10 protein-coding genes (1 of these 10 only partly in view) are annotated in these 22,684 nt (G+C 71.1%); 7 read left to right on the forward strand and 3 right to left on the reverse strand.

All coding sequences use genetic code 11. From position 1 onward, the window contains the following. Nucleotides 1–9 precede the first annotated feature (9 nt). From ULB03_RS27215 to ULB03_RS27225, 3 genes are all read right to left on the reverse strand, one after another. Nucleotides 10–2,934 (reverse strand): non-ribosomal peptide synthetase, encoded by a 2,925-nt coding sequence (locus ULB03_RS27215; RefSeq protein ID WP_322486212.1) that lies wholly within the window; start codon nucleotides 2,932–2,934, stop codon nucleotides 10–12. Continuing rightward, entirely contained in the window at nucleotides 2,934–11,723 is an 8,790-nt protein-coding gene (locus tag ULB03_RS27220; protein ID WP_322486213.1) for a non-ribosomal peptide synthetase, read from the reverse strand. The genes ULB03_RS27215 and ULB03_RS27220 overlap by 1 nt, the downstream gene beginning before the upstream one ends. A gap of 66 nt (nucleotides 11,724–11,789) precedes the next feature. Next, the gene (locus ULB03_RS27225; RefSeq protein WP_322486214.1) at nucleotides 11,790–12,830 is read right to left on the reverse strand and encodes a TauD/TfdA family dioxygenase; all 1,041 of its coding nucleotides are present in this window, start codon (nucleotides 12,828–12,830) and stop codon (nucleotides 11,790–11,792) included. A gap of 330 nt (nucleotides 12,831–13,160) precedes the next feature. Between ULB03_RS27225 and ULB03_RS27230 the strand changes: the two genes are divergently transcribed. The 7 genes in view from ULB03_RS27230 to ULB03_RS27260 are tightly spaced (at most 59 nt apart) and all read left to right on the forward strand, a layout consistent with a single transcriptional unit that may run on beyond the window. Further along, nucleotides 13,161–13,379 (forward strand): MbtH family protein, encoded by a 219-nt coding sequence (locus ULB03_RS27230; RefSeq protein ID WP_322486215.1) that lies wholly within the window; start codon nucleotides 13,161–13,163, stop codon nucleotides 13,377–13,379. Between the two features lie 59 nt (nucleotides 13,380–13,438). Further along, complete coding sequence (locus tag ULB03_RS27235; protein WP_322486216.1) at nucleotides 13,439–14,866, forward strand: diaminobutyrate--2-oxoglutarate transaminase; 1,428 nt, start codon at nucleotides 13,439–13,441, stop codon at nucleotides 14,864–14,866. A gap of 49 nt (nucleotides 14,867–14,915) precedes the next feature. Then, entirely contained in the window at nucleotides 14,916–18,086 is a 3,171-nt protein-coding gene (locus ULB03_RS27240; RefSeq protein ID WP_322486217.1) for an amino acid adenylation domain-containing protein, read from the forward strand. Next, a complete protein-coding gene (locus ULB03_RS27245; RefSeq protein ID WP_322486218.1) occupies nucleotides 18,083–19,816 on the forward strand; it encodes a cyclic peptide export ABC transporter in 1,734 nt (577 codons plus the stop codon). Before ULB03_RS27240 ends, ULB03_RS27245 begins: the two co-directional genes overlap by 4 nt. After that, complete coding sequence (locus ULB03_RS27250) at nucleotides 19,813–20,877, forward strand: GNAT family N-acetyltransferase (RefSeq protein WP_322486219.1); 1,065 nt, start codon at nucleotides 19,813–19,815, stop codon at nucleotides 20,875–20,877. The genes ULB03_RS27245 and ULB03_RS27250 overlap by 4 nt, the downstream gene beginning before the upstream one ends. A gap of 3 nt (nucleotides 20,878–20,880) precedes the next feature. Next, nucleotides 20,881–22,197, forward strand: a complete 1,317-nt coding sequence (locus tag ULB03_RS27255; protein WP_322486220.1) for a lysine N(6)-hydroxylase/L-ornithine N(5)-oxygenase family protein — start codon at nucleotides 20,881–20,883, stop codon at nucleotides 22,195–22,197. Between the two features lie 57 nt (nucleotides 22,198–22,254). After that, a protein-coding gene (locus ULB03_RS27260; RefSeq protein ID WP_322486221.1) for a TonB-dependent siderophore receptor crosses the window boundary here: on the forward strand, nucleotides 22,255–22,684 show its beginning. Its footprint extends 1,724 nt past the window's final position; 430 of the gene's 2,154 nt are visible here — the first part of the coding sequence; its start codon is at nucleotides 22,255–22,257; its stop codon lies off the right edge, out of view.

A 22,684-nucleotide genomic window follows, 5' to 3' on the forward strand; every position in this document is an offset into this window, starting at 1 on the left:
AGAAGGGGGTCAGGCCACAGCCTGCTGGAGGGCGTTCGTATCAGCGCCCAGGGCCCGCAGCTGCCCGGCCAGGGCGGCCACGGTGGGGTGGTCGAACACCAGGGCGGGAGTCACCTCCACCCCCAGGCGACGGCGCAGCCGCGCCACCAGCTTGATGACCAGCAGGGAGTGCAGGCCCAGGTCGAACAGATTGTCCATCCGCCCCACGGCACCGCGTTCCAGCAGCCCCGCCACCAGGCCGGCCACCATGTCCTCCAGCGGGTCGCTGGTGGCGGTGGCCGCAGCGGCGGGGGTTCCGGCATCGGGTGCGGGCAGGGCGGCGCGGTCCACCTTGCCGTTGCCCAGGCGGGGAAGGGTGGGCAGCGTCACCACCTGGGCGGGGACGAAGGCGTCGGGCAGGTGCCGCGCCAGCGCGGCGCGCAGGGCAGGGGCATCCATTGTGCCCACGACGTACAGCACCAGCCGCAGGTCGGCACCCTCGCCCCAGGGGCGCACGGCGGCCTGGCGCACGCCGTCCTGGGCCAGGGCCGCGGCCTCGATCTCCGCCGGCTCCACCCGATAGCCCCGCACCTTGACCTGGTCGTCGATCCGGCCGATCAGGCGCAGGGCGCCGTCCGGTCCCAGGCGGCCCAGGTCGCCGGTGCGGTACAGGCGCTGTCCGGGGGTCAGGGGATCGGCGATGAAGGCCGGATCTTCCGGCCGATCGAGATAGCCGCGGCAGACCTGGGCGCCGCCCACATGCACCTCACCCACCGCGCCCAGGGGGGCGGGCCGGCCGGCGGCATCCAGCAGCCGGACCACGGTGCCGGCCAGCACGCGGTCCAGCGGCAGGCCGTCCGGAAGGGTGTCGTCGCCATCCAGCTTGTGCACCATCACCCCCACCGTCGTTTCGGTGGGGCCGTAGTGGTTGAAGATCCGCACGCCGGCATCCAGCGCCCGCACGGCGGACAGCAGGGCCGCCGGTGCCCGCTCCCCGCCCAGCACCAAGGTGCGGGGCAGGCGCGGGGCGGGCGTGTCCAACAGGGCCGCCAGGTGGGACGGCACGATCTTCAGGCAGTCGATGTCCTGGTCGGCGATGAAGCGGGCGAAGGCCGCCCCGTCCGCCATGGCCGCGTCATCCGCCACCACCAGGCAGCCGCCGGTGGCGGCCGCGCCGAACAGGGTGGTGTTGCCCAAATCGGCCGCCACGGTGGAGGTCAGGGCGAAGCGCCGGTTGCGGGTCAGGTCCAGCGCCTGGGTGATGCCCGCGGCATAGGCCGCCAACTGCGCATGTTCCACCACCACCCCCTTGGGCGTGCCGGTGGAGCCGGAGGTGAAGATGACATAGGCCGCGTCCCGATCGCCGGGTGGGGGCAGAGGCACGTCCGGCGCCGGCTGCGCCAGCAGCTGGGCCACGTCCTCCGCCGTCAGCACCCGGAACGGACGGGCCGCCGCCAGCGTGGCCGCGCGGCGTGCCTCGGGCCAGGCTGGATCGACCGGGACGTAGGTGCCGCCAGCGCGCAGCACCGCCCATAGCGCCAGGACCAGCGGGGCCCCGCGTGGCAGGGCCAAGGCCACCCGCGTCTCCGCCGTCACGCCGGCGTGGCGCAGGTGGCGGGCCAGATGGTCCACCCGGCGCAGCAGTTCGGCGTAGCTCCACACCGCGTCGCCCTCGCAGAGGGCCGGGGCGCTGGGCTGGTGCGTGGCCCAACGCAGCAACAGGTCGACCACGCCGGGTGCCGCGATCGCCGTCGCCCGTTGATCCAAGGCCGCGTGCGCCCGGCGGTCGCGGTCGCCCAGCAGGGGCAGGTCGCGCACGGTGCCGTCCAGATGAGGGAGCAACGCCGCTAGGCCGGTGGCATACTGGTCCAGCAGGGCCGCCATGGCGCCGTCCCCGTAGAGCGCCGGGTCATAGCGCAACGTGGCCACCGTGGGACGGCCGCCGTCCAGCGTCAGGTCCAGGGCCAATGCCACGGCGCCCAATGGCCGTTCCAGCGTGGCGGCGGTCCAGACCAGGCCGCCCATCGCCACGGCGGGAAGGGGCTCATGCACGGCGAAGCCAAGGGAAGGCATATTCGTTACGATTTCAGAACGATATTCCTGCTGTGCCCGGTGTTCCTCCAGCAGCGCCGTCGCGCCCGCCAGGATGTCGGCGAGGGTGCTGTCGCCCGGCACCGTGACCGCCACGGGCAGCCAATCTTCCAGCAGGCCGACGGTCCCTTGGAAGGCGTCGTAGTCGCGGCGCGGATCGTGCCGCCACCAAGCCCGGAAGCTTTCCTGCCCCATGACGCGGGCGGCAACCACCCACCAGAGCGCCTGCAGGGCCGCCTCCAGCGCTGTGCCCCGGGCGATGAGCGCCTGGGTCAGGGGGCCGATGTCGGGCAAGGGGCGCTGGACCTGATGCTGGTCCCGGCCGCTGGCCGTTGTGGCGCCACGATAGGGTAGACGCGGTTCGGGCCCCGTCTGGCATCGCCAATAGGCGCGCCCATCGGCGGCCTCCGGCGCCTGGGCCAGTTCCTCCCGCCAGGCGACGTAGCGGGTGAAGTCCAGCCGGGGTTTTTCCTCCGCCCGCCCGGCATAGGCCGCCGCCAGGGTGCGCAGCAGGGGCGCCACGCTGCCCCGGTCGAACACCAAGGGCGACAGCGTCAGGATCAGGCGGCCGGAATCGCCACCCATGCGCTGGAAGGCGGCCTGCATCGGGGGGCGGTCCGTCGAGGTCCAGGCGGTGGTTGCCCAGGCGATGGGCGCGGCGGCGCGCACCCGCTGGCCGCCGTCGGTGATTTCCAGGCGCAGGGCCGCATGGGCGGCCACGGCCTGATTCAGGGCTTGGCGCAAGCGCGCCTCATTCACTTGGCCCTGGATGTCCAGGGTCAGGCGCCAGGGATGGCCATCCGGTGCGCCCGTGCCCAGCGAGGTCAGGATTTCGGACTGGCGGGGTGTCAGGGCGATGGTCATCACGCCACCTCCGCCGTGCCAGGGGCGGCCAGGCTGGCACGGTCCGTCATGGCGCCCATGGCCACGACAATGCGGCGCGGCCCCTCATAGGGATCACGGGCGTGGGCGGCCAGCATGTTGTCCAGCATCACGACATCGCCATTGCGCCAGTCGAAGCGCACGGCGCAGGCCTCATACGCCTCCCCGATCCGCGCCATGACCGCGTCGGGGATGGGCGTCCCGTCGCCATAGAGGACATTGCGCGGGAAGCGGTCGAGGCCCACCAGGTCCAGCAGATCCTCGCGCACGTCGGCCTCCAGGCAATGAGGGTGATGCAATTGCACCTGGTTGAAGAAGCTGCGCTCCCCCGTCAGGGGGTGGCGGATGACGGCCGGCCCCCGGCTACGGGTTTGCGGCGTCTCCGGGTCCAGCCAGCGGCACTCGATGCCCCCGGCCGCGCAGCGGGCCGTCACCGCGTCGCGGTCCCCGGTCTTGAAGAAATCGCGCCAGCTCACGTCCAGACGGGGGGTGAAGGTACGCACATACAGCAGGCCTCGGCGTTCCAGATCGGCGACCAGGTCGGCGGGCAGGCGGCGCAGCATCTCGCGTCCATCGACGATGGGGGTGCAACCGCCCACGGGGGCCACCTGCTCCGCATAGAACCACTGCTTGCGCGGCCAGCGGTCCAGGTGGGCGCTTTCGTTGTGGAACAGGATCATCTGCCGCTCCGGATAGGGGGTGGAGCGATAGGTGTTGCGTCCCCCTTCCTTCTTGGGCAGGTCGCCATAGCCGCCGAACAGGCCGCCCGGCTCCATGGCTTCGGCGAAGCCCTCGAAGGCTTGTGGGCCGGGCAGGTCGAAGCCCCGGAACAGGATGCCGGCGTGGCGGGCCAGCAGCCCGTCGATTAGCGGCCGGTTGGCCGCCGCCCAGGCGCTGGGGTCCAGTCCGCTGGGGTCCAATCCGCCCGCCGCCGGTTCCAGCACCACGGGGAAGGTGGCGCCGGGCGTCAGGAAGGACTGGCGCACAGCCTCCGCCCCTAGCGGGGTGATGGCGGGGCGCGTGGCTGGGGCGCCAAGGCGGGCCAGCTTGGCGTTCAGGCGCTGGGTGGCGGTGCTCATGATCGATGCCTCCGGCGGTGCGATGGGCAGGGGCTGGTCCGGCGCGTCCACCGCGTGGCGCAGCAGGGCGATCCAGGCCTGGTGGAAGCGGGCGATGGTGGCGGGGTCGAACAGGGCGGTGGCGTAGACCCAATCGGCCGCCATGCCGTCCGCTCCGCCAACTCCCTGGGGTTCACACTGGGGTTCCCACTGGGGTTCAAGAAACAGGGCCAGGTCGAACTTGCTGCGTCGCTCCAGCGCCGGCAGTTGGGTGACGGCCAGGCCGGGCAGCTCGAACCCCCCTTCCGGCACGTTCTGCAGCACGAACAAGGCCTGGACCAAGGGGTTGCGGCTGCGGTCGCGGGGTACGCCCACCGCCTCCACGATGCGGTCGAAAGGTAGGGCGTCCTGGTCGAAGGCGGACAGGGCGGTATGCCGGGTCTGGTCCAGCATGTCGGCCGGCGTCATGCCCGGCCGGCGGCGGGACCGCAGGGGCACCACGTTGACGAAAAAGCCGATCAGTTCCTCCACCTCCGGCACGGGCCGGCCGGCGGTATCGGTGCCCACCACCAGATCATCGTCGCCCGTCACCTGGTGCAGCAAGGCTTGGAAGCTGGCCAGCAGGGCCATGAAGGGCGTGGCGCCCCGTGTCCGCGCCCACTCGCCCAAGCGGACCAGCAGGTCCGGCGGCACGGCGAAGCGTAGGGAGCCGCCCGCCGTCTGCGCCACCGGCGGCCGGGGCCGGTCGGTGGGCAGACGCAATTGCGTCGGGGCGCCGGCCAGATGGCCGCGCCAGAAGGCAAGGCGGCGGCGCAACCCGTCACCGGACAGCACGGCTTGCTGCCAGGCGGCATAGTCGGCGTATTGCACCGGCAGGGCGGGCCAGTCCGGTGCCGTTCCGTTCAGTGCCGCGCGGTAGGCGGTGGACAGGTCGCGGGTCAGCACGCCCACCGACCAGCCATCGGCCACGATATGGTGCATGGCGAAGACCAACTGGTGATGGCCGGGCGCCAGGCGCAGCAGGCGGGCGCGCAGGGGCGGGCCTTGGGCCAGATCGAAGGGGCGGCCCATATCCCCTTCCCGCAGGGCCAGGGCGCAGGCGTCCCGCTCCGCCGCCGGCAGACCGGACAGATCCTCCACGGGCAAGGGCAGGGTCAGGGATGCCGCCGGTACGGCCATGGGCACCCCATCCTCATCCGCGTCGTTCTCCGGATAGGCGGTGCGCAGGATCTCATGCCGGGCGATGACGGCGTTCAGCGCCGTCTCCAGCGCCTGGGCATTCAGGTCGCCGCGCAGGTCCAGCGTGGCGGCCATGTTGTAGGCGGCGTCGCCTCCCGTCAGCCGGTCGACCAGCCACAGCCGCTGTTGCGCCGGCGACAGGGGCAGGGGCCCCATGCGCGGCACGGGGCGCAGCGCCGGCAGGGCACCCACCCCGTCGGTGGCCGTGCCGGCATCCAGCCGCGCGGCCAGCCGGCGCAAGGTCGGCGCCTCGAACACCGTGCGCAGGGCGAGGCCGTCCCACCCCATGCGCCGCAGCCGGGCCACCAGCCGGGCGGCCAGCAGGGAATGGCCGCCCGCCGCGAAGAAATCGCTGTCGCGGCTGACGGCCTCGATGGACAGCAGCTCTCGCCACACATCGGCCAGGCGTCGTTCCGTTTCCGTGGCTGGCGCCTCACCCACCGCCGGGTCCATGCCGGGTTCGGGCAGGGCCGTGCGGTCCAGCTTGCCGTTGGCGTTCAGCGGCCAGGCGGACATGGGAACCCAGTGCGCCGGCACCATGTAGGGCGGCAGGTGGGCGGCGGCGTGGCGGGCCAGATCGTCGGGGGCGACTTCATTCCCCGCCGCCTGCCAGTAGGCCACCAGCCGGTCGCGGCGGGCCACCACGGCGGCGCGGCGCACGCCGGCATGGCGTTCCAGCACGGCCTCGACCTCGCCCGGTTCGATGCGGAAGCCCCGCAGCTTGACCTGGAAATCCTTGCGGCCGGCCCATTCCAGCAGGCCATCCGGTGTCCAGCGGCCCAGGTCGCCGGTGCGGTAGACGCGGGCGCCGGGCGGGCCGTCGGGGTCGGGCACGAAGACCGCCGCCGTGCGGCGCGGGTCACCGCTGTAGCCCCGGCCCACGCCCACACCACCCACGACGATCTCCCCCACCGCGCCCACGGGCGCTGGGGACAGGTCGTCGTCCATCACGCGAAGGTCGGCGTTGGCGGTGGGCCGGCCGATGGGGATGACGGCGCCTGGTTCCGGCGCATGGCGCAGGGGATGGAAAGCCACGTCGTCGGCACACTCCGCCGGGCCGTAGGCGTTCATCAAGGGGATGTTGGGATAGGCCGCGAACCAGGCGCGGGCGTCGTTGGCGCTTAACGCCTCCCCCGTCGGCAGCACCCAACGCAGGGCGGGCAGGGGAAGGGGCGCACCCCCCACCGCATCCCTCTCGACCAGCGCGCGCATCAGCGACGGCACCGGTTCGAACACGGTGACGGCGGCGGTGCGCAGCCGGTCCAGCAGGGCGTCGGGGTCCTTGACCACCGCGTCGGGAATGATCTCCACCACCGCGCCCAGCAGGGGCGCCATCAGCGTCTGCCAGACCGAGATGTCGAAACAGGCCGGCGCGGTCTGGGCGATGACGTCGCCCTCGCTCAGCCCCAGGGGGGCCACTTTGGCCAGCATGTTGTTCAGCATGCCGTCGCGGCTGACCATCACCCCCTTGGGCGTGCCGGTGGAGCCGGAGGTGAACAGCACATAGGCCAACTGCCGCCCGTCCGGGGCGGCCATCGGCAATGTCCCCTCCGCCACCCGGTCCAGCAGGTCGGCTGGCGTCAGGGCCGGCAGGTCGCAGGGGATGGCTGGGTCACGGACAAGAATGGCTTTCGCTTGCCCGATCACCTGGGCCCAGCGGGCGGGCGGATGGGCGGGGTCCAGTGGCAGCCAGGCGCCGCCGGCGCGCAGTACCGCCACCATCAGGGTCAGCAACTCCAGTCCGCGCGGCAGCAGCAGGGCGGCGACGCCATCCGGCGTGAGGCCGGCGGCTACCAGGCCGCGGGCCAACCGCTCCGACCGTTCCCATAGCTGGGCATAGCTGAGGGTGGCGCCGTCGCAGCGGGCGACGACACGGTCAGGATGGCGGGCCGCCCGGTCGGCCACGCGGGCGACCCAGTCGGGTTGCAGGGCATAGTCGGCGGCGCTGGTCCGCCAGCGGCGCAGCAGCGCCATTTCCGCGGCACCCAGGGTGGGAAGGCCGCCCAGGGGGGTGTTAGCCCCCCGGGTCATGCCCAGCAGGGTGGCGCGGAAGCCGTCCGCCACCCGGGACAAGGCGGCCGCGTCGATGCGACGGGCGTCCGCGTCCAGCGCCACCCCCAGCTCCTCCCCCGGGAACACCTCCACTGTCAGGCCGTAATGCGTGCGCTCCACATTCTGGCGTTGGCGCAGCTCCAGGGCCCCCACGCGGCGCTGGCGTCCTTCCAGCATGGGCAGATTCTGGAAGACCAGCAGGGTGTCGAACAGCACCCCGCCGCCCAGCTGTTTCTGGATGTCGGCCAGGGCCGCGTGCTCATGCTCGCGCATGGCCACGTTGTCGGCCTGCACCGCGCGCAGATAGTCGCCGAGCCGGCGGCCGGCGGCTGGCTTCATCCGCAGGGGCAGGGTGGTGATGAAGACGCCCAGCATGGCGTCCGCGCCCGCCAGCTCCATGGACCGGCCGGCGGAGGTGACGCCAAACACCACGTCGTCACGCCCCGACAGAGCCGCCAGGGTCCGGCCCCAAGCCCCCTGCACCAGGGTGTTCAGGGTGACGCCCAGGTCGCGGGCGGCGGCCGTCAGGCGCGCCGTCTCCGACCGGTCCAGCACCACGGTTCGGTTCAGCGGCACGGCCGGACCCGGCTGGACGGGGCGCAGCATGGGCAGGGGGGGCGCATCCTGGGCGCCGGCCAGGAAGTCGGCCCAGAAGGCCAGGGGCTGGGCGGCGTCCTGGCGGGCCAGCCAGGCGATGTGGTCGCGGAAGGGGCGGCGGTGGGGCAGGTGGGGCGCCTCTCCCGCCAGTTGGGCGCGGTAGCGCTCCAGCACCTCGTCCAGCAGCAGGATGGAACACCAGCCGTCCACCACCAGGTGGTGCCGGCTCCATACCAGCCACCAGCGGCCGTTACCCCGGTCCATGATCGCCAGACGCATCAGGGGGGCCGCCTCCAGCACAAAGCCTGAGGCCCGGTCAGCGGTGAGGAAATCGGCCAGCGCCTTTTCCTGCGTCCCGTCGTCCCATGCCTGCCAGTCATGCCGGCTGACCGGCAGGGTGGCCATGCGCTGCACCAGTTGCAGGGGCGCGTCCTGCCCCTCCCACCGGAAGGCGGTGCGCAGCAGGGGGTGGGCGTCCACGGTGGCCTGCCAGGCGTGGGCGAAGGCCTCGGGGGCGAAGGGGCCGGTGGCGTCCAGCACCAATTGGTTGACGTAGGCGCCGCTTTTGCCATCCAGCAGGCTGTGGAACAGCAGGCCTTGCTGCAGGGGTGACAGGGGATAGGCGTCAACCACGTCCGGCCGGTCGGCCTTCAGCGTCCCCAGCGCCTCCGCCCCCAGGCCGCTGAGGGCGAAGGGCAGGTCGGCCGCGGGCGTGGCGGCCTTCCTGGGCGCTTTGGCCGGCAGCGCCGCCAGGGCCGCGGCAACGGCGGCCACGGTGCGCTTCTGGAACAGCATCTTGGGCGTCAGCGGCAGGCCTTGCGGGCGAGCCTTGGCGATGACCTGAAGCGCCAGGATGGAATCACCGCCAATGGCGAAGAAGTCATCCGTCACCCCGACGGTGGGGCGGCCGAGCACGTCCGCCCAAAGCGCGCACAAGCTTGCCTCCACCGGCGACAAGGCGGCCCCGGCCGTGGGGGCGGCGTCATGTGGCGTGTTTTCCGCCGGCAGGGCGGCGCGGTCGATCTTGCCGTTGGGTAGGCGCGGCAGGGCCGGCAATACCGTGAGGTTCGCGGGGACCATGGCGTCGGGCACCTGGGCGGCCAGCGCGTGAATCAGGGCGGCGGGCTCCGGCAGGTCGCTGCCGGCAATGAAGGCCACCAGCCGCAGTGCGGCAAGGCCCGGGACTGGACGGGCCACCACCGCCGCTTCGGCCACACCGGGCAGGCGGCGCAGATGCGCCTCCACCTCGCCCAGTTCCACGCGGAAACCCCGGATTTTCACCTGGTCGTCGGCGCGGCCCAGGAAGCGGATGGCGCCGTCCGGCGTCATCACCACCCGGTCGCCCGTCAGGTATAGGCGGCCGCCAGGGACCGCCGGGTCGGGCACGAAGCGCTGGGCGGTCAGGGCTGGACGGCCGCGATAGCCGCTGGCCACGCCGGCACCGCCCACGGCCAGCTCGCCGGGTACGCCCGTGGGCACCGGTTCCATATGGCGGTCCAATACGGCCACATGGGTGCCCGCCAGCGGCCGCCCTACGGGCACGCTGGCGTCATCGGCGTCGCCGGCCTGCCAGGTCAGGCAGCCCACCGTGGTTTCCGTGGGGCCGTAATGGTTCACCACCTGGCACGTGGGGGCCAAGGCCCGCACCCGCGCCACGAAGTCGGCGGAGAGGGATTCCCCGCCCAGCACCAGACGCCGGCGGGGCAGCAGGCGCGCCGGCTGGGGAACCGCCATCAGGGCCGCCAGGTGCGATGGCACGATTTTCAGCGCATCCACCGGCCGTTCCGCCAGATGGTGGGCCAGGGCGTCGGGGTCGTCAGCCAGGGCCGTGTCGATGATGCGCAGGGTGCGGCCGCCCAGCAGGGCGCCGAACCAGGCCGTGTAGCCCAGGTCGGCGGTGACGGCGGCCAGGGTGGTCAGGGTGGCCTCCGGCGGCAGGTCCAGCGCGTCCAGCACGCCCAGGGCATAGGCGGCCAGGTTGCCCTGGGTCACCACCACGCCCTTGGGTGTGCCGGTGGAGCCGGATGTGTAGATGACGTAGGCGGGCAGGGAGGGTGTTGCGGGTGGCGGCGGGGCGCTGGGTGCCTGCGCTCCTGTCATGCCCAGCCAGGGCAGCGCCAGCGTCGCCGACCTCTCATCGCCCACAACCAGGCGCACGGCGGCGTCGGTGGCCATGAAGGCCAGGCGCGCGGCCGGCAGGGCCGGGTCCAGGCAGAGATAGGCGGCGCCCGTCTTCCACGCGGCGATCATGGCCACGGCCAAATCCACGCCGCGCGGCAGATGCAGGCCCACGGTGTCACCCGGTCGCACCCCGGCTGCGGCCAGGCGGCCCGCAAGGGCTGCGGCGCGGGCGTCCAGGGTGGCGAAGCTCAGGCTGTCCGTCCCGCATTCCACCGCCAAGCGGCCCGGTGTGCGGCCCACGTGGTGGTGGAACAGGGCCAGCGCCGTGCCCGTCCCGGCCGCCGGGCCTCTCAGTATTGCGCCGTCACCCTCAGCATGGGCGCGCAGGGTGGAGATGCGAACCCCGGGCGTCGCCAGGGCTTGCTCCATCAGCGCCAGGAAGCCCCGTTGCATGCGGGCGACGGTGGCGGGGCTGTAGCGGGCGGTGTCCTGCCGCCATTGCAGGGTCAGGCGGTCGCCGCCATCCACCCAGCGCAGGTTCAGGTCATTGGCGCCACCGCGTTGGGTGGCGAACCGCAGATGGGGGATGTAGTGGCCCATCAGCCGCCGTTCCCCCGCCGCCACATAGGTTGTCATGTGTTGGAACAGGGCACCGCCCCGGCCGATGGCGGCGGCGATGCGCGCCAAGGGCAGGCGGTGGTGTCGCAGCATGGCCTTGAAGGTGGCTTGGGTGCGACGTGCCAGATCGGCGAAGGTGGGATCGTCCCGCAGGTCCACCGGCCACGGCAGGACATTCAGGGTGCAACCGATCAGGTCGCGGTCCGCCGCCCCCATGCGACCGGACACGGGCGTGCCAATCAGGAAACGATCCCGCCCGCTCCAGCGTCCCAGGTACACGTGGTACAGGGTGGTCAGCAGGGGGAAGAGGCCGACGCCCAGGCGCTCCGCCAAGGTGCGTAGCGCCGCCGTGGTTCCGGGGGGCAAGGTGATCTCGGATTCGTGCGGCCCGGTGTCGTCGCCACCATCCGATGGCAGCTCCAGTTCCGGCGGCGGATCGGTGAGCAATCCGCGCCAGAACGTTTCCAGCTTCAGGCCGCGCGGTCCCGTCAAAGCGGCACGCTGCCGGTCCAGCCAGGCCCAGTACCGGCCGGGGACGACCGGGGCGGGCGCCAGCCCCTGGGCCAACTGCTCATAGGCCAGCATCACCTGTTCCGTAAGTGATTCCATGGCCAGGAAATCACCGGCGATATGGTGCACGGCCACGACGACGTGGGCGCCGGTGTCCTCCACCAGCACCCTTACGCGGCAGACCTGGCCGGCCTCCAAATCCAGGGGCGCGTCCGCCTGGGCCGCCAGCCAGGCGGCACGGGCGTCATCATCCGGGAAGCGGATGGTGACGATGGCCACGTCCGGCACGACGGCGGGCAGCGGACGCATCACCGGCGTGCCATCGGCATCCTCGTCATAGGCGCTGCTCAGCGTCTCATGCCCGGCGATGACATGGGTGAAGGCGGCGGCCAGGTGATGGGGGTCCATGCCTGGCAGCAAGGCGCCGGCGTAGGCCATGATGTATCCGGCCTCGCCCGGGGCGGCGCGATAGGCCGCCCACAGGGCGCGTTGCTCCTCGCCCAGGGGATGGGCTGCGGCGGGGGCGTGGTCGGGCGGGCAGTCCGGCGCGGCGGGCGCCGTGCGCGTCGTGGTCATGGGTGCATCCATCAAGGTGACGGGCAAGGTGACGGGCAAATGGGCGGGCGCTGTGTGCGGGAACGGTCAGCGCGCGGCGGCGGACAGTTCAGGGGCATGGATGGGGTCGGCCATGGCCACCACCACCTTGCGGGCGCCGGTGAAGGGCGCGCGGCCGTGGGCCGCCAGCATGTTGTCCAGCATCATCACGTCGCCTGCCTGCCAGGGGAACGACACGGTGTGGGCGTCCAGCACGCGGCGGATGTGGGCCAAGTCGGCTTCCGCGATGGGGGCGCCGTCGCCGTGGAAGACATGGCGGGGCAGGTCCATCTCATCCTCCACCACCGCCAGCAGGGTATCGCGCACGGCGTGAGGCAGGCCGGAGACGTGGAACAGATGGGCCTGGTTGAACCACACCATCTCCCCCGTCGTGGGATGGCGGGCCACTGCCTGGCAGATCTGGCGGGTGCGCAGCTCGCCATCCTCCTTCCATTCCCATTCGATGGCGTTGGCGCGGCAGAACCGCTCCACCGCCGCCGGGTCGTCGGTGTTGAAGGCACGCTGCCATGGCAGGTCCAAGCCGTTGCCGTAGTTGCGCACATACATCAGCCGCCGCTCCGCGAAACGCCGGCGGACATCGGGATCTAGGGCGCGGTAGATGGCGCGGCTGTCGGCGATGGGTGTGGCGCCGCCGGTTTCCGACGCCGTCACGCAATGGAACCAGATCGTGCCCGGCCAGCGCAGGGTGTAGGACTGCTCGTTATGCAGGGGGATAGACTGGTGCGCCGGGTATTCGGTGGAGGTGTAGACCCCCGGTTCCACCATCGAGCGCGGGGTGGAGCCGAAGTCGTAATCCAGCAGTGGCCGGCTGAAGGCTTCCACGAAGGCGCGAAACGGTGCGTCGCCCTGGATATCCAGCCCCCGGAACACCACACCCCCCACCGTGGGCAGGACCTGGGCCACAACCCTTTTGATGTCTGTGAAGACCTCACGCCAAACCGTGCCCGGCACCTTAGGCGTTACCAATAGGGGCAGGGGCGCGTCCCGGTCCCCCAGCAGGGGGGTCAACTGCAGGGGCTGAGCCCTTGCTACGGCGGGCGGGATGGTGGGGGAAGGAAGTGTATCCATTTCAATCCATTCCGTGTGATTGCCTGCTTCCCAGACACCGCTGAGGACGCCCCCGAATCGGCGCGACTATCCCGCCAGGGGACATGCTGGGGCCTATGTCTTAGGAATGAGAATCACTTTCATCAGTTGACCGGGGCAGGAATTCCCGTAAAACCATCGGTGGTTTTTCTCCAGCACGCGCCACCGCCCAATCCGATGTGATCAAGCTTTCCGCTGTTGACGTACCGATCGTCCCCGAACGTGGCTAACGCTACCCCAGCCTGAAATGACTTGCAAATAAGAATCACTATCAATTATAAAGAAGTTGTTAGGCAACGATGGGGACCACGTATGAGCTGGGATAGCCCTGACACCCGCTTCCACGTCGTGATCAACGGGGAAGAGCAATATTCCATTTGGCCGGACCATAAGCCGCTGCCCGCCGGCTGGCAGGCGGTTGGCGTCAGCGGCACGCGGGATGAGTGCCTGGCCCACATCGAGACGGTGTGGACGGACATGCGGCCGTTGAGCCTGCGCCGCGCTCTGGAAGCGGCGGGCCAAGCGCGTTGACCTCGCCGCCGGCCCGCGCCAATGGGCCGGCGTCTTCGCAAGACCAAGGGAGATGCGCGATGTCTCGCGACCTTCAGGGTGCTGTGCCGTTGACCTTGACCGGGTTTCGCGGCCAGCCGCCCATCCGCCTGCAGGACGATCCCCTGCTGCGCCGGCAGGCGGCGCGGGAATCCAACGCCCGTTCCTATCCTCGCCGGATTCCCCTGGCGCTGAGGGAGGCGCGCGGCATCTATGTCCGCGATGGGGCGGGGCAGGTGTACATCGATTGTTTGGCCGGCGCCGGCACCCTGGCCCTGGGGCATAACCACCCGGATGTGGTGACGGCCCTGCGTGAGACCCTGGAGTCAGGCTTGCCCCTGCACACGCTGGACCTGACGACGCCGGTCAAGGATCGCTTTGTCGAGGATCTGTTCGCCAGCCTGCCGGCGGCCTTCGCCGCCAAGGCGCGCATCCAGTTTTGCGGCCCCACCGGCGCCGACGGCATCGAGGCCGCGCTGAAGCTGACGCGCACCGCCACCGGCCGGCGCGTCGTTCTGGGCTTCTCCGGCGCCTACCACGGCATGACCCAGGGGGCCTTGGCGCTGATGGGCAACCGCGCCCCGAAGGAGCCGCTGGGCACCATGGGGGCGGACGTGCAGATGCTGCCTTACCCTTATGATTACCGCTGCCCCTTCGGGCTGGGCGGGGAGGCGGGGGTGGACGCCGGCCTGTCCCTGATCGAGCAAATCCTGACCGACCCGGAATCGGGCGTGCTGCTTCCCGCCGCTGTGGTGGTGGAGGTGGTGCAGGGCGAGGGCGGCGTCATTCCCGCGCCGGTGCGCTGGCTACAGGGCCTGCGCCGCCTGACACGTGAGCATGGCGTGGCCCTAATCGTGGATGAGGTGCAAACCGGCCTGGGCCGCACCGGCCGCCTCTACGCTTTCGAGCATGCCGGTATCGAACCGGACGTGGTGGTGCTGTCCAAGGCCATTGGGGGTGGGCTGCCCCTGTCCGTGGTGGTCTACAACCAGGACCTGGACCGCTGGGCCCCCGGCGCCCATGCCGGCACCTTCCGCGGCAACCAACTGGCCATGGCGGCCGGGGTGGAAACCTTGCGCCGCATCCGCGCCGACCGCCTGGATGAACAGGCCGCCATCCTGGGGCGGCGGCTGATGGATCACCTGAACGGCCTGCGGGTCGATCACGCCTGCCTGGGTGACGTGCGCGGGCTGGGCCTGATGGTCGGGGTGGAGGTCGTGGACGAACGCCGGCCGCAATTGCGCCTGGGCGCGCGGCCGGCCGACGGTGACTTGGCCCGCCAGATACAGCGATGCTGCCTGGAGCGGGGCCTGATCCTGGAGGTGGGGGGGCGCCATGGCGCCGTCATGCGCTTCCTGCCGCCGTTGATCGTCACCGCCGAGGAGGTGGATGAGATCGCCGCCCGCTTCCGGGCCGGGCTGAAGGCGGCCCTGGCCGACCGGCCGGGCATCGCCCTGGCGGCGGAATAGCGCGCCCCCAAATCGCGACTAAGTCTGATTAGCGTATGAGGTGGGTCCGATGGATGGCCTGGTGAACGAGGTGGAACGGACGGCGCCGCTGTCGCATGCGCAAGAGCGCCTGTGGCTGCTGCACCGCTTCAATCCCGCTGACACCGCTTACAACCTGACCCGGGCCTTCCGCCTGGCGGGCCCGCTGGACAGGACGGCGCTGGAGCGGGCGCTGCAGGCGGTGGTCTGGCGCCACGCCATCCTGCGCACCCGCTTCGCGGAAGGGGAGGACGGGCCCATCCAGCTTATCCAGCGCGCACCCGCCCTGCGCCTGGTCCTGGAAGAGGTGGGCGATCCCGCCGCGCGGGCGGGGGCGGAGGCGATGCGGCCGTTCGACCTGGCGGCGGCCCCGCCCATCCGCGCCACGCTGGTGAGAACCGGCCCCACCGACCACACCCTGATCCTGGCGCTGCACCACATCCTGTCCGACGCCGCGTCCAATCCCATCCTGGCGCGGGACCTGATGCGGGCCTATCAGGCGGCGCTGATGGAGGAGGAGGGGGCCGACGTCGCCGGCCTGCTGCCGCCCCTGGCCCTGCAGTATGCCGACTACGCCGCGGCCCAGCGCGGGCCCGGGGCGCAGCGGCGGGTGGCGCGCGCGGTGGATGGTGCGCTCTCCGTACTGGGTGAACCGCTGCCGGCCCTGGACCTGCCCACCGACCGGCCGCGCCCGGCGGTGTGGTCTGGCAGGGGTGCCCGTCATGCCTTCGACCTGCCGGCCCCTCTGCTGCCGGTGCTCAAGGCGGTGGGCCGGGCGGAAGGCTGCACCCCCTTCATCCTGGTGCTGGCCGCATGGCAGGTGGTGTTGTCCCGCTGGGGCGGGCAGCGGCGCTTCGCCGTGGGCGTGCCCCTGGGGGGGCGTGAGGATGAGGAACTGGAGGAGCTGATCGGCTTCTTCGTCGACACCGCCATCTTCCCGGCGGCGATGGAGCCGGGCCTGACCGGCCGCGCGCTGTGCCGCCGCTTGCGCGATGCCGCCCGCACCCTGATCGGCAACGGCGCCGCCCCCTTCGACCAAGTGCTGGCCCGGCTGTCTTCCCCGCGCGATCCCAGCCGCGCGCCCGTATTCCAGACCATGGTCAATGTGCAGATGGGCGCGTCGGCGACCGTGCGTCTGGCGGGCCTGGCGATCGAGCCCATGCCGGTGGCGGAGACGACGGCCAAGGTGGACCTGGCGCTGGAGGTCACGCTCACCCCGGCGGCCATCCACTGCGCCATCGACTACGCCACCGATCTGTTCGATCCGGCGACCGTGGCCGCGATGGCCGGCGCGTTCGCCACGCTGCTGGCCGGCCTGCTGGCCAACCCCGACGCGGCGGTGGACACGCTGCCGCTGCTGGACACAGTGGGCCGGGCCCACGAACTGGCCATTGGCAACGACACAGCCCTGGATCTGGGGCCGGCCGACGACCTATTGGCCCGGTTTGAGGCCCAGGCCATGCGGGCGCCCGACCGTGCCGCCATGGTGTTCGACGGCGCCGCCGTCAGCTATGGCGACCTGAACCGCCGTGCCAATCGTCTGGCCCGCCGCCTGGTGGCGCGGGGCGTGGGCCGCGACACCCTGGTCGGCGTGCGCTTGCTCCGGGGGCCGGCGCTGGTGGTGACCCTGCTGGCGGTGTTGAAGGCCGGCGGCGCCTATCTGCCCCTGGACCCCGACCAGCCCGCCGCCCGTATCGACACCATCCTGGCCCATGCCCGCCCCCACCTGGTGCTGGAGGGCGATGGGGTCACCGATGGGGACGGGGCCAGCGGGGAGGAAGACGGCGGCGACTTGGGCTTGCCCGTTCATCCCCGGCAACTGGCCTATCGCCTTTATACCTCCGGTTCCACCGGTGTGCCCAAGGGGGTGGAGATCGACCGGCGGGCCATCTCCAGCCTGTTGCGCGCCATGGGGGCGCACCTGGCGGCCGGGCCGCATGACCGCCTGCTGGCCGTGACCACCGTGGGCTTCGATATCGCCGGCCTGGAACTGTTCCTGCCGCTGACCACCGGTGGCGCAGTCGTGCTGGCCAGCCGGTCGCAGACGCTGGATCCCATCGCCTTGGATGGGCTTATCCGGGATCAGGGTGTCACCTGCCTGCAGGCGACACCGGCCACTTGGCGCATGCTGCTGGATGCCACGGACCGCCGCTGGCCGGGCTTGCGCGCCTTGTGCGGGGGTGAGGCGTTGCGCGGCGACCTGGCCCGCCGGCTGCTGGACCGGGGTGTCCGCCTGTGGAACGTCTACGGCCCCACCGAAACCACCGTTTGGTCGGCGGCGCATGCCGTGACGCCGGCGGACGGGGCGGCACCTGCCGTGGCCATCGGCAGCGCCATCGCCAACAACCGCCTGTTCATCCTGGACAGTCAGTTGGAGCCCGTGCCCCCTGGCGCCGCGGGGAATCTGTGGATTGGCGGCATTGGCCTGGCGCGTGGCTATGCCGGCCAGCCGGGGGTGACGGCGGCGGCCTTCGCACCCAATCCCTTTCCCGATGGGGCCGTGCCCGGCTGCGGCGCTGGCAGCCGGATTTACCGCACCGGTGATCGCGCCCGCCGCCGCCCGGATGGAACCATCGAATTCCTGGGCCGTGCTGACCACCAATTGAAGGTGCGCGGCTTCCGGATCGAAGCGGCGGAGGTGGAAGGCGCGCTGGAGGCGCACCCCCAGGTGCGCCAGGCCGCCGTCACCGCCCACATGCCGGCGGATGGGGAGGCCATCCTGTGCGCCTATCTCATGACCGGAGGGGAAGGCGTTCCGACCGACCTGCGCGCCTTCCTGGCCGCGCGGCTGCCGGCCTACATGGTGCCCACCATCTACGTCCGGCTGGACCGCCTGCCGCTCAACGCCAGCGGCAAGCTGGACCGCCGCGCCTTGCCGCCGCCGGAGGCGACGGCCCCGCCATCTGCCGCCGATACTGCCCCCCTGACCGGCGTGGCCGCCACTTTGGCCGGGCTGTGGACGGAGGTGTTGGACCGGCCGGTCACCGGGCTGGACGCTGACTTTTTCCTGCTGGGCGGTCACTCGCTGCGCCTGGCCCGCCTGCAGACCCGCATCCGCACCACCTTCGGCCGCGACATCCCCCTGGCCCGGCTGTTCCAGGCGCCGACCCTGGGGGCCATGGCGGCCCTGGTGGACGCCCTGGGTGCCGTGGACGAGGCCGAGGACATCGCCTTCATGGCCAATCTGCTGGATACGTTATGAGACTGCTGTCCACGCTGATGCGGCGCTTCGGTGCGCGCCTGCCCCTGGCCCTGGCGCTGGGCGCCGTTGGTGCCGTGGCCGGCCTGGTGGTCATCGCCCTGGTGAACCGCCTGATCGCCGGCTCGCTGGCCGCCGACGCCACTACCTTCGCCATCCTGGGCGTGGCCCTGCTGCTGGTGTTCGGTTGCGGCTTCGCCTCACAGGCCATCCTGACGGCGCTGGGCCACCGCGTGGTGCGCGACATGCGGACCACCACGGTGAAACGCCTGCTGGACACCGACATCGACCGGCTGGAGGGCATCGGCGCGGCGGCGTTGTACGCCACCCTGACCAAGGACATCACGGCGGTGGGCCAGGCCTTCAACCGCCTGCCCTTCGTCTTCTACAACGGCATCCTGCTGGGCGGCGGCTTCGCCTATCTGGCCTGGCTGTCGTGGCAGCTGTTCCTGTTGAGCGCCATCGTCCTGGGCCTGGCCGTGGCCTGCGCCCAGGGCTGGGTCATGGCCATGCGCCGCCTGATGATGGAGGTGCGCGCCACCGACGATCGGCTGTTCGCCGGCTATCGGGGGGCCATCGAGGGGCGCAGCGAACTGGCCTTGAACGCCGCCCGCCGCGCCGTCTTCCATCGCCTGGACGTGGAGGCGGCGGCCGACCATGCGCGTGCCACCGAAACCCGTGCCGACCGTTACTGGGTCCTGAGCCTCAGTTGGACGGCCCTGGTCATTCTGGGCCTGATTGTCGGCCTGTTCGTCGTCGGCACCGGTCTGGGTCTGGCGCGGGAACAGGTGGCGGGCTTCGTCCTGGTGCTGCTGTTCCTGCGCATGCCGCTGAACGACCTGGTGGGCACGCTGCCCATCCTGATGGCGGGTGGCGTGGCGCTGGCCAAGGTGGAAAGCTTGAACCTGGCGCCGCACCGCGCCGGCTTCGACGTGCCGTGTGGCCCCATCCTGGCGGCCACCACCCCCGCCGGCGCCACGGCCCTGCCGCCGCCCTTGTTCGAGCTGTCGGGCGTCACCTACGACCACCCCGGCCAAGATGGGGAGGCGGGCTTCCACTTGGGCCCTGTCGACCTGACGGTGCCGGTGGGGGAGACACTGTTCATCGTCGGCGGCAACGGCGGCGGCAAGTCGACGCTGTTGGCCCTGCTGGCGGGCCTGCGCCGGCCGGCCGCCGGCCACCTGCGCCTGGGCGGGGTGGCGGTGACGGAGGATTTGCGCGGCTGGCACCGTGAGCAGGTCAGCGCCGTCCTGTCCCCGGCCTATCTCTTTGATCATCTGGTGGGGCCCGACGGTTGCCTGGATGAGGATCTGGCCCGGGATTTCCTGCGGCGCTTGCGCATGGACCACAAGGTCGCCATCGCCGATGGCCGCCTTTCCGACACCCGCTTTTCCCAAGGGCAGCGCAAGCGTCTGGCGCTGCTGTCGGCCGTGGTGGAGCGGCGGCCCATCCTGTTGTTGGACGAATGGGCGGCCGACCAGGACCCCGCCTTCCGCCGCTTTTTCTATGAGGAGCTGCTGCCCGACCTGAAGCGGGGCGGTCGCACCATCATCGCGGTCAGCCACGACGACCGCTACTTCCCCCTGGCCGACCGGGTCCTGCGCTGCGACGGCGGCGTGCTGACCCCCTGGTCGGCCGCGCCGGCCGACGCCGGCTCCGGCCAACTCCTGGGCCACACCTTCAACGACGGGGCGTCGCAAGTGTCGGCGCCGCCGGGAGGGCGACAGCAATGACAGGCGATCCGCATAACCGTGCCGCGGGCACCATTCCCTACGTTTCAGGTGTCGCACCGCGCTGCCTATGGGAAGGCGATACCCTGGTGGTGAAGATGGGCGGCGCCGTCCGCCAGCGCTGGCGGTTGGATCAGGCGGAGGGCGGGCCGGTCCTGGCCTTCCTGCACGACATGGGCGGCGCCGGTTCCCGCACCGTCGCGGCGCTGGCGGCGCTGGACGCTGCCCTGACCCAGGCGGGCGACCCGCCTGACCTGAGCTTGTCCCTGCCGGCCGACCTGCGGGCCGCGCTGGAGGCTGAAGGCGTCCTGACGATGGCGCCGGGTGGTGTGGCGCGTGTGTTGGCCGCCGCCCTGTACCAGAAGCCGGAGCTGTGGCTGCGCGGCCCCGGCGGCAGTCTGCAGCCCCAGGTTCATATGCTGAGCCACGGCCGCTACCACCCGCGCCGTCCGGCCAAGGTGCCGGGCCTGCTGTATGAGCGGCGCATCCCCTGGCTGGACCGCACTTTGTCGTTCCGTCTGACCGACATGGACCGCGACCTCAACCGCTTCCACGCTTGGATGAATGATCCGCGCGTCGCCGCCTTCTGGCAGGAGGAGGGCGAACTGGAGCAGCACCGGGCCTATCTGGAAAACCAGTTGGAAGACCCGCACACCCTGCCGCTGATCGCCAGCCTGGACGGTGAGGCCTTCGGCTATTTCGAGGTCTATTGGGCCAAGGAAAACCGCATCGGCGCCTTCTACGACGCCCAGGATTATGACCGTGGCTGGCATGTGTTGATCGGGGACGAGAGCGTGCGGGGCAAGGCCTATGTCAGCGCCTGGCTGCCGTCGCTGGTCCATTTCATGTTCCTGGACGATGTGCGCACCCAGCGCATCGTGGGTGAACCGCGGGCCGATCACCACCAGCAGATCCGCAACCTCGATCGTTCCGGCTTCGCCAAGGTCAAGGAATTCAACTTTCCTCACAAGCGCGCCCTGCTGGTGATGCTGTTGCGGGAACGCTTCTTCGATGACCGGCTGTGGCTGCCGCGCGCCGATCCCGCGCCCAAGACCGGGGGCTGAGTCATGGGAACGACCGTCAGCCTGAATGAGCCGCCCCGGACGCTGGATGTCCTGGGTATTGGCTTCGGCCCATCCAACCTGGCCTTGGCCATCGCCTTGGCCGAGGGCGGGCCTGACCTCTCCTGCCGATTCCTGGAACGGCAGGACAGCTTCGTCTGGCACGGCAACATGCTGCTGGACGGCAGCCGCATGCAGATCTCGTTCATGAAGGACTTGGTCTCCATGCGCGATCCGACCAGCCCCTACAGCTTCCTCAACTATTTACATGTCCAGGGTCGGCTGCAGGATTTCATCAACCTGCGCACCTTTTTTCCCACGCGGCGGGAGTTCAACGACTACCTGGCCTGGGTGGCAGGTCACTTCGCCGACCGCTGCGACTATGGCGAGGAGGTGGTGGCGCTGGAGCCGGAGGTGCAGGACGGCCGGGTGCTGCGTCTGCGGGCGCGGTCGCGCGGCCGTGGTGGGCGTGAGCGGACCTGGTTGGCGCGCAATGTCGTCATCGGCGTGGGCGCCACCCCCCGTGTGCCCGAAATCTTCGCCGGCGCCCTGGCCGACGCCCGCGTCATCCATTCCAGCAGTTATCTCGCCAGCGCCGAAACCCTGGCCCGGGCCGGCCGCGTCGCGGTCATCGGCTTCGGCCAGAGTGCGGCGGAGATTTTCCTGGATCTGCATGCCCGGGGCGTGGCGGTGGACCTGATCGCCCGGGCGCCGGCCATGCGGCCCGCCGACAGCAGCCCCTTCGTCAACCAGATCTTCGACCCGGCCTATACCGATTACCACTACGGCCGCGGGGTGGAGGAACGGGAGCGCATACTGCGGGAATTCCAGAACACGAATTACGCCGTCGTCGACCCCGACCTGATCGAGACGGTCTACGGCATCCTCTATCAGCAAAAGGTGGAACGGCTGGACCGGCACCGCCTGCTGCCACGCCATGAGGTGCGCGAGGTGCGGCTGACCAGCGGGCCTGACGGCGTGCTGCTGGACTTGGCGAGCCTGGATGGGGGCGAGCGCCGGACCCGCCGCTATGGCGGCGTGGTGCTGGCGACCGGCTATCGTCGCCAGCAGCATCACCGGCTGCTGGAGCCGTTGACCCCCTGGCTGACGGGGGAGGGGGTGCGGCGCGACTATCGCCTGGCCACCACCGACGCCTGCACGGCGGGGATTTTCCTTCAAGGCTGCAACGAGCCGACGCACGGCCTCAGCGACACCCTTCTGTCCGTCCTGCCCATCCGGGCGCGCGAGATCACTGCGGCCTTGGCCGCCCCTCATTCCGGCGCGGGGGCGCCGGAGCGCCGAAACGCGGCGCAAGCCTTCTGAAATTGGAGATATCGAGACATGAATAAGGTCGGGAATCCGGCGCGTGCTTGGGGACTCATGGGGACCGTGGCGCTGATCGCCCTGCTGCCGGTGATGGCGGCCCAGGCGGCGTCCGATGCGGCGGCGCCGGACGGGGCCGTGACGGACAGTGGAGATACCGCGGCGACGGTGATCATCACCGCGGATCGGGAAAAGGCCCGGACAGTCACGGCCAAGCTGCCGATGACGCCGCATGAACTGCCGCAGTCCCTCTCCGTCCTGGGGGCGGAGCAGTTGCAGGAACAGAAGCTGGTCACCCTGGACGACGCCCTGCGCCAGACGCCGGGCGTGATCGTGGAGCCCATCGACGGCAATCGCGTGAACTTCTATTCGCGTGGGTTCGAGATCACCAACCTGCAGTTCGACGGCATCCCCACCACCATGGATGACCGCATCTTCTCCCCACCCGACCTGGTGGTCTTCGACAAGGTGGAGGTGCTGAAGGGGC

The sequence above is a fragment of the Nitrospirillum goiasense genome (assembly GCF_034427435.1).
GTDB lineage: Bacteria > Pseudomonadota > Alphaproteobacteria > Azospirillales > Azospirillaceae > Nitrospirillum.